Source organism: Mesorhizobium sp. M7A.F.Ca.CA.002.04.1.1, assembly GCF_004022805.1.
Lineage (GTDB): Bacteria > Pseudomonadota > Alphaproteobacteria > Rhizobiales > Rhizobiaceae > Mesorhizobium > Mesorhizobium ciceri.
Map to the genome: position 1 here is coordinate 1 of NZ_RZPL01000204.1, position 7,975 is coordinate 7,975.

Consider the following 7,975-nt stretch of genomic DNA (forward strand, 5'->3'; position numbering starts at 1 on the left):
TGCGACTGTGGCAGCAGGTGATGCTGTCGCAGGTGCGCGACGACGCGCCCGATCTGACCATGCGCCAGACGGCAATCCTGTTCACCATCTATCTCGATCCGCCGCCGCACACCGTGCGCGGGCTCGCCGCCCGGCTCAATGTCACCAAGCCGGTGATCACCCGCGCCCTTGACACGATGGGCGCTTTGAAACTCGTCTCGCGCCATCGCGACGAGCTCGACAAGCGCAATGTTCTGATCAGGCGCACGGTCGAGGGCGCGCTCTTTGTCGAGCGCTTCGGCGATGGTATCATCGCCAAGGCGCTCGAACTGCCGATGTGAGCGACCTTTTCAACAGAGTGCTCGATTTGACTGCCAGGGATGCCCGCCTTCACGCTTTTCGCTCGGACCTTGCCGATGCACGGCTGAAGGGTGAGGTCGCCGCTGACCGCTTCGTCGCCGGCCGGCCGGCGCGGGTCATCGCGTCAGTGGCCGATATGCGCAAGGCGCCGCGGGCGGATGCCGGCGTCAACACGCAAGCCCTGTTCGGCGACGATGTCCTGGTCTTCGATGTCGCTGAAGGCTGGGCCTGGGTCCAGGCCGAACGCGACGGCTATGTCGGCTATGTCGCCGACACGATGCTGGGCAAACGGGACCATACGCCGACGCACATCGTCTGCGTGCCGCGCACCTTCCTCTATCCCGCGCCGGATCTGCGCTTTCCGATCGCCGGACAATTGTCGATGGGATCGACGGTGACAGTGACGGAGGCGGCCGAGACGCGCGGTACGCACTATGCGGTCCTGCCGTCCGGCGAGGCGCTGATCGCAGGTCACCTGCGGCCGCTCAGTGAAGCTGTGTCCGACTATGTCGCGGTTGCCGAGGCGTTTCTAGGAACACCCTATCTCTGGGGTGGCACTTCCGGTTTCGGCATCGACTGTTCGGGGCTGGTGCAACTGGCGATGCGCATGGCCGGCAGAGACGTGCTGCGCGATTCCGACATGCAGGCTGCGGCCCTTGGCGAGCCGCTGGAACCGGGACCTGATTTCTCCGGCTTGCGACGCGGCGATCTGGTGTTCTGGAAGGGCCATGTCGCCGTCATGACCGATGCCGACACGATGATCCACGCCAACGGCCACACCATGCTGGTGTCGCGCGAAGGCCTGAAGGATGCGGTTGACCGCATCGGTTATCTCTATGGTGGCCCGACAGGGTTCAGGAGGCCGTAGCCTTTCTTCCTTCGCCCCGTTCACGGGGAGAAGGTGCCCGAGGGCGGATGAGGGACAGCGCCAGCATTGAGAGGTTCGCGCCGCCCCCCACCTGCCTGCCGGCATCCTCTCCCCGTACCGGGGCGAGGAAAGCTCACCTCGATCACCTTTTGTTCCGATTTTCCTTGGCGTTCGCGCGCCGTCGCGCTACCTCTGGCGGGTGACAGTTGAGCCGCGCCTTGCCGAACAGAATGCCGCCGTGGCCCTGCCCGAACCATTCCTCAGATGGTTTGGCGAGAAAGGCTGGTCGCCGCGCGCCCATCAGATCGAACTTCTGGCGAAGGCCCAGGCCGGTCAGTCGGTCCTGCTGATCGCGCCGACCGGTGCCGGCAAGACGCTGGCCGGCTTCCTGCCTTCGCTGACCGAACTGGCCAACCGGCCAAAGAGAAAGCCGGGCCAGGCGCAGCGCGGTATCCACACGCTCTACATCTCGCCGTTGAAGGCGCTTGCCGTCGATATCGAGCGTAATCTCGGCAAACCGGTGGAAGAGATCGGGCTGCCCGTCACCATCGAGACGCGCACCGGCGACACGCCGGCGCACAAGCGCCAGCGCCAGAAACTGGTGCCGCCCGATATCCTGCTGACCACGCCCGAACAACTGGCGCTGCTGATTGCGGCCGGCGATGCCAGACGCTTCTTCGAAGATCTGCGCTACGTCGTGCTCGACGAACTGCATTCGCTGGTGACATCGAAACGCGGGCATCTGCTCGCGCTCGGCCTGGCACGGTTGCGCAGCTTTGTCCCTGGTCTGCAAACCATCGGGCTATCGGCGACGGTGGCCGAACCTGACGAGTTGCGGCGCTGGCTGGTCAGCCAGAATCCACCCAAGGGTTCGACAGGCCATGACATGGCCGAACTGATCGTCGTCACCGGGGGTGCGAAACCGGAGATTTCCATCCTCGACTCCGAAGAGCGCGTGCCATGGGCGGGACATTCTGCGCGCTACGCCACGCCGGAAATCTATCGCGAAATCAAGCGCCACAAGACGACCCTGCTGTTCGTCAACACGCGCAGCCAGGCGGAGCTGCTGTTCCAGGAATTGTGGCGGGTCAACGAGGACACGTTGCCGATCGCGCTGCATCACGGTTCGCTCGACGTCGCCCAGCGCCGGCGGGTCGAGAAGGCGATGGGCGAAAACGCGCTGCGCGCCATCGTCGCCACCTCGACTCTCGATCTCGGCATCGACTGGGGCGATGTCGATCTGGTGGTGCATGTCGGCGCGCCAAAGGGGGCGAGCCGACTGGCACAGCGCATCGGCCGTGCCAACCACCGCATGGACGAGCCGTCCAAGGCGATCCTCATCCCCGCCAACCGCTTTGAGGTGCTGGAATGCCGGGCCGCCCTCGACGCGAACTATCTAGGCGCGCAGGACACGCCTCCGTTGATCAATGGCGGGCTCGATGTGCTGGCCCAGCATGTGCTCGGCTGCGCCTGCGGCGCGCCGTTCCGTGCCGATGACCTGTACGAGGAGGTGCGAACGGCAGCACCCTATGTCAGCCTCGACCGGCCGACATTCGACCGCGTCATCGACTTCGTTGCCACCGGCGGCTATGCGCTCAAGAACTACGAGCGCTATGCCCGCATCCGTTTGAACAAGGACGGGTTGTGGCGGGTGTCCAATCCGCGCGTCGCCCAGCAATACAGGCTGAATGTCGGCACCATCATCGAGGTGCCGGCGCTGAATGTTCGATATGTGCAGGCCGGCAGCAAAGGCGCGGCTTCGCGTGGCGGCCGGGTCCTCGGCAAGATCGAGGAGGCCTTCCTCGAAACGTTGACGCATGGCGACACGTTCATGTTCGCCGGCAAGGTGCTGCGCTTCGAGGGCATCCGCGAGAATGAATGCTTCGTGTCGAACGCGCCGGGCAGCGATGCCAAGGTGCCCTATTATGGAGGCGGCAAGTTTCCGCTTTCGACCTATCTCGCCGAACAGGTCCGCATCATGCTCGATGACCCGCAGCGATGGAAAAAGCTGCCCGAGCAGGTCGCCGACTGGCTGCGCTTCCAGGCCGACAAATCGGTGCTGCCCAAGCGCGACGACCTGCTGATCGAGACCTTTCCACGCGGCAATCGCCACTATCTGGTGGCTTACCCGTTCGAGGGCAGGCTGGCGCACCAGACGCTCGGCATGCTGCTCACCCGCCGCCTCGACAGGGCAGGAGCCAGGCCGCTCGGCTTCGTCGCCACCGATTATGCGCTGGCTATATGGTCACTGGGCGACATGGGCGCGATGTTCAAAGCCAGGAAGCCTTCGCTGAGCGCACTTTTCGACCAGGACATGCTGGGCGACGACCTCGAAGCCTGGCTGGCCGACAGCTGGCTTCTCAAGCGCACCTTCCGTAACTGCGCGCTGATTTCCGGATTGATCGAGAAACGCCACCCTGGCCAGGAGAAGAGCGGCCGCCAGGTCACCGTCTCGACCGACCTGATCTATGATGTGCTGCGCAGCCATGAACCGGACCACATCCTGCTGCAGGCGACGCGTGCCGATGCGGCGGCCGGCCTGCTCGATGTCAGCAGACTTGCCGACATGCTCTCGCGCATCCAGGGTCGAATCGTGCATAAGGCACTCGAACAGATATCGCCGCTCGCCGTGCCGATCATGCTCGAGATCGGCAAGATGCCGGTGAACGGCGAAGCCGATGAGACATTGCTGATGGATGCGGCGACGCTGGTCGCAGAGGCCATGGGGCCGGAGATGGTCGAGGAATGAATTTTTCGCTGGCGCGCACATCGCTGATCGCCGAGGCCGATCTTGTCGGCATCGCCGGCAAGCGCGCCGTCTGCGACCCGCGCGGCGTGCTCTATTTTCCGGATCTGCGGCTTCTGGCCGTGTCCGATCTGCATCTGGAAAAGGGTTCGTCGCTGGCACGCCGCGGCACGCTGATCCCGCCCTACGACACCGGCGCGACCTTGCTGCGATTGCAGGCCGTCATCGCTGACTACCAGCCGTCTATCGTCATCAGCCTGGGCGACAGCTTTCACGATGGCGGTGGCGCCCAGCGCATGCATGCAAGCTTCCGCGAGCGGCTGGAGGCGTTGATATCAGGCCGGCAATGGTTCTGGGTCGCCGGCAATCATGACCCGGAAGCGCCAGCCGACCTGCCTGGCGAGACGGTGCGTGAACTTGCCATCGGCTCGCTGCTGTTCCGGCATGAGCCGTCGAAGCAGCGTGTCGAAGGCGAAATAGCGGGCCATCTGCATCCCTGCGCCCGCATCGTCCAGCAGGGCCGCTCGGTGCGGCGGCGCTGCTTTGCCGGCGACGGAGGCCGCATGATCATGCCGGCCTTCGGCGCCTATACCGGTTCGCTCAACGTTCTCGACCGCGCCTATGCCGGGCTGTTCCGGCTGGACACGCTGATGGCCTATATGCTGGGCGCCCAACGCATCTTTGCCATTTCCGGCTCGATGCTGCGGCCGGGCTAAACAGCCCTACCTGCCGTAATAAAGCGTAACCGTGTGCTTCGCCTCTGCAAAAAACAGCCAGCGCTCGACCAGCATGCCGGCGAACTGGATTGCAGCAGCGAGTACCGACAGCAACGCTGCCGGCGGCCAGGGCAGGGCGAACACAATGGCGAGCAGCCCCAAGGGCAACGCGAAGGCCAGAAGCTGCGTGATCTGACGCAGCCGCGCGCCATGCTTGCGCGCGATGCGGAAACCCATTTCCTTGAGCAGGTAATTCTCTTCGGTATGCGGCCATTCCAGCGACCGCACCGTACCTCCCGCCAGCCCGGTCGCGGTGTTGGCGGTGGTCGGGATCTCCAGCCGGTCATTGTAGCGCCAGGTCGCCAGCTTCCAGCCCCAGCCGGTCAAGGTCAGCAGCAGGCAAGCCGCCAGCTGCACCTTCGAACCAAGCGCAAAGCCCTGCAGCAGCGCGTTCAGCAGCACGCTGCCGGTCATTGCCGAGAAGATGAGATAGCCGGGCAGGGTGAAGCGGCTATGCCATTGGGCGATCGGCTTCAGCGACGCATAAATCATGCCGGTGGTGCAGACGGTGATGATTGCGCCGATGGTGGCCAGAGATCCGGCGATGCCGACCCAGCCATCGGTCTTGCCGAAGAATATCCAACCGATGCCGAACAGTCCCGCCGGAATGAAGGTGATGACCGAGGCAACACCTTCGCGCGACAGCCATGAACTGCGCCATTGTGAGAACGCCCGCCAGGCGCGTTCGGGGCGGCCGAGATGACCCGTCGAGGACAACAGGCCGGCTACGATCAGGCCGAGCGCCAGCCCCATGCCGATGAAGCCCAGCCAGAAATCGGGTGGGATGATCTGGAAGCCTCCGAGCGTGCCCAGCAGCGCGAGCAGGCCGTAGCCCGCGCCGGTGGCAGTGGTGAAGAAGACGACGGAGAAGGCTGGATGCATGGGTCAATTCGAAAGCATGCGGTCGACCCAGCCGAGGAAACCGCCTTCGGCCCGCACCGGTTCCAATGCCGGCGCGGCCACCGATGCGGCGCGCGCGGTGTGGGCGCGCGGCGGCAAATATTTGTTGGTCGGGCGATAGCCGAGCTCCGGCATCAGGTCGACGCCGCCACGCTCGGCCACCAGTTGCGAGACCGCCGACAGGGGATCGCCGAGATCACCGAAATGCCGGGCGCTGGTCGGGCAGGCGGCGACGCAGGCCGGCACGCGGTCTTCTTCGGCCAGATTGTCATTGTAGATGCGGTCGACACACAGCGTGCATTTCTTCATCACCCCGACATCGGTGTCGAATTCGCGTGCTCCATAAGGACAGGCCCAACTGCACAATTTGCAGCCGATGCACTTGTCCTCGTCGATCAGCACGATGCCGTCCGAAGCCCGCTTGTAGGAGGCGCCAGTCGGGCAGACGGTGACGCAGGCCGGCGTCTCGCAATGCAGGCAGGAGCGCGGGAAGTTCACCGTCCGTCCGCCCATCTCGGTGGTGTGCTCATAGCTGTGCACGCGGTTGAACCAGACGCCGTCGACATGGCCGCCATAGGGATCGATGTCGGTCAGCGGCGCCATGTGGCCGCCGGTGTTCCATTCCTTGCAGGCGGTGACGCAGGCCTGGCAGCCGACGCAGGTGTCGAGATCGATGACGAGGCCGAGCTTCTTGCCGCTTTGACTTGGCAGACAGGTCATTTGGTCGCCTCTCTCGCCCTGCGGAATTCGGCGCCGAAAGTCAGTCTGTCGGGCGAGGATTCGAAATGCGGCGGCTGCAGGAAACGCTGGAACTGCGGCTCGGTGAACCCGGCTTCTTCGGCTGCGCATTTGACGATGCGCACGCGCAGGTCGAACCACGCAGCCTGGCCCGTCACTGGATCGGAATTCGAATAGCGTTTGCCCTGAGCGTCGGCCGAGGTCTGGTCGCCGATGATATGGTTGAGCAGGAAGCCGCGGTTGCTCTCGGCCGCGTCGTCCTTCAGCCCCCAGCTGCCGCGCCTTTTGCCGATGGCGTTCCAGGTCCAGACCGTGCTTTCGTTCACCCCGTCGATCAGCTTGATCTGCCCCTTCACTCTGCCGTTGATGCTTTCGATCCACACCCAGTCGTCATCGACAAGGCCGAGACCGGCTGCCGTCCGGTGATGCACGAACAGCCGGTTCTGGCTGGTGATCTGCCGCAGCCACGCATTCTGCGAACCCCAGGAGTGGTACATGTGCATCGGCCGCTGCGTCAGCGCATGCAGCGGATATTTTTCGAGGTCGACGACCGCTTCCTCGAAGGGCATGTGCCAGAAGGGCAGCGGGTCCATGTAGGTCTCGATGCGCTGGCGATCGCCTTTCGGCGGCACCACACGGCCATGGCCACGCGCGGCGAGCCTGAAGCGCTGCATAGGCTCCGAGTAGAGCTGGAAAACGATCGGTTCGGCTTTCGGGATAAAACCCATCTGCACTGCGAAGTCGAGATAGGAGCGGTTGGCCATCTTGTAATAGCGCTGGTCGTCCGCGAAATCATGATGCCAGAAGCCGCCATTGTCGATGTAGCGCTGCAACTGGTCCGGGTTGGCCTCACCCCTGCCGGTCGAGGTCCCATCCTTGCCGCGCCAGCCGGCGAGCGGGCCGATGCCGGGCGTGCGCTCATGGTTGACGATGTAGTCGGCATAGTCGCGGTATCTGGCCGAGCCGTCCTCATCGACGAAACCAGGCAGGCCGAGCCGGGCGCCGAGTTCGATCAGCACCGACTGGAACGGCCGGACGTCGCGGTCGGGCTCGATGACGGGATGGCGGATGGCGTCGCCCGGTCCGTCGGCATGACTGATCGGCCGGTCGAGCAGGCTGATGCAGTCGTGGCGCTCGAGATAGGTCGTGTCCGGCAGCACCAGATCGGCGAACGGCACGGTCTCGGAATAATAGGCGTCGGAATAGATGATGAAAGGGATCTTGTAGTTGCCCGCTTCGTCGCTGTCGGTCAGCATCGCCATGGTCTCGACGGTGTTCATCGAGGAATTCCACGCCATGTTCGACATGTACATCATCAGCGTGTCGATCTTGTAGGGATCGCCTGCCCAGGCGTTGCGGATGACGGTGTGCATCAGGCCGTGCGCGGCCAGCGGCGCGTCCCACGAATAGGCCTTGTCGATGCGAAGCGGCGTGCCGGCCTCGCCGACCAGCAAATCGTCCGGCCCGCAGACGAAGCCGAGCGGCATGCCGTCGAGCGGCGTCATCGGCTTGACGGTCTTGCCCGCCGGCTTCGGTCCGGGCGGCGCGGATCGAGGGTAGGGCGGCTTGAAGCGGAAGCCGCCGGGGACATCCACCGTGCCCAACAGC

The 7,975-nt window shown here is 64.4% G+C and carries 7 protein-coding genes; 4 read left to right on the forward strand and 3 right to left on the reverse strand.

Annotated features, from left to right (window positions below):
- Nucleotides 1-20 precede the first annotated feature (20 nt).
- The 4 genes from ENZ75_RS13170 (at nucleotide 21) to pdeM (ending at nucleotide 4,669) form a co-directional block, all read left to right on the forward strand.
- Nucleotides 21-320, forward strand: coding sequence for a MarR family winged helix-turn-helix transcriptional regulator (locus ENZ75_RS13170; protein ID WP_164887805.1), 300 nt, complete (start codon nucleotides 21-23; stop codon nucleotides 318-320).
- 26 nt (nucleotides 321-346) lie between these two features.
- Nucleotides 347-1,207 carry an NlpC/P60 family protein gene (locus ENZ75_RS13175; RefSeq protein WP_063170457.1) on the forward strand — a complete coding sequence of 287 codons (861 nt, stop codon included), beginning with the start codon at nucleotides 347-349 and terminating at the stop codon, nucleotides 1,205-1,207.
- Nucleotides 1,208-1,406: 199 nt separating this feature from the next.
- Complete coding sequence (locus ENZ75_RS13180; RefSeq protein WP_063170000.1) at nucleotides 1,407-3,956, forward strand: ligase-associated DNA damage response DEXH box helicase; 2,550 nt, start codon at nucleotides 1,407-1,409, stop codon at nucleotides 3,954-3,956.
- Complete coding sequence (gene pdeM, locus ENZ75_RS13185) at nucleotides 3,953-4,669, forward strand: ligase-associated DNA damage response endonuclease PdeM (protein ID WP_063170001.1); 717 nt, start codon at nucleotides 3,953-3,955, stop codon at nucleotides 4,667-4,669. Before ENZ75_RS13180 ends, pdeM begins: the two co-directional genes overlap by 4 nt.
- A gap of 6 nt (nucleotides 4,670-4,675) precedes the next feature.
- Here pdeM and ENZ75_RS13190 read toward each other — a convergent pair whose 3' ends face one another.
- The 3 genes from ENZ75_RS13190 to ENZ75_RS13200 form a co-directional block, all read right to left on the reverse strand.
- Nucleotides 4,676-5,611 carry a DmsC/YnfH family molybdoenzyme membrane anchor subunit gene (locus ENZ75_RS13190; protein WP_063170002.1) on the reverse strand — a complete coding sequence of 312 codons (936 nt, stop codon included), beginning with the start codon at nucleotides 5,609-5,611 and terminating at the stop codon, nucleotides 4,676-4,678.
- Between the two features lie 3 nt (nucleotides 5,612-5,614).
- Nucleotides 5,615-6,349 carry a 4Fe-4S dicluster domain-containing protein gene (locus ENZ75_RS13195; protein WP_063170003.1) on the reverse strand — a complete coding sequence of 245 codons (735 nt, stop codon included), beginning with the start codon at nucleotides 6,347-6,349 and terminating at the stop codon, nucleotides 5,615-5,617.
- Nucleotides 6,346-7,975 (reverse strand): molybdopterin oxidoreductase family protein (locus ENZ75_RS13200; RefSeq protein WP_164887804.1); only part of this gene is annotated, 1,630 nt, incomplete at its 5' end. The genes ENZ75_RS13200 and ENZ75_RS13195, both read right to left, overlap by 4 nt.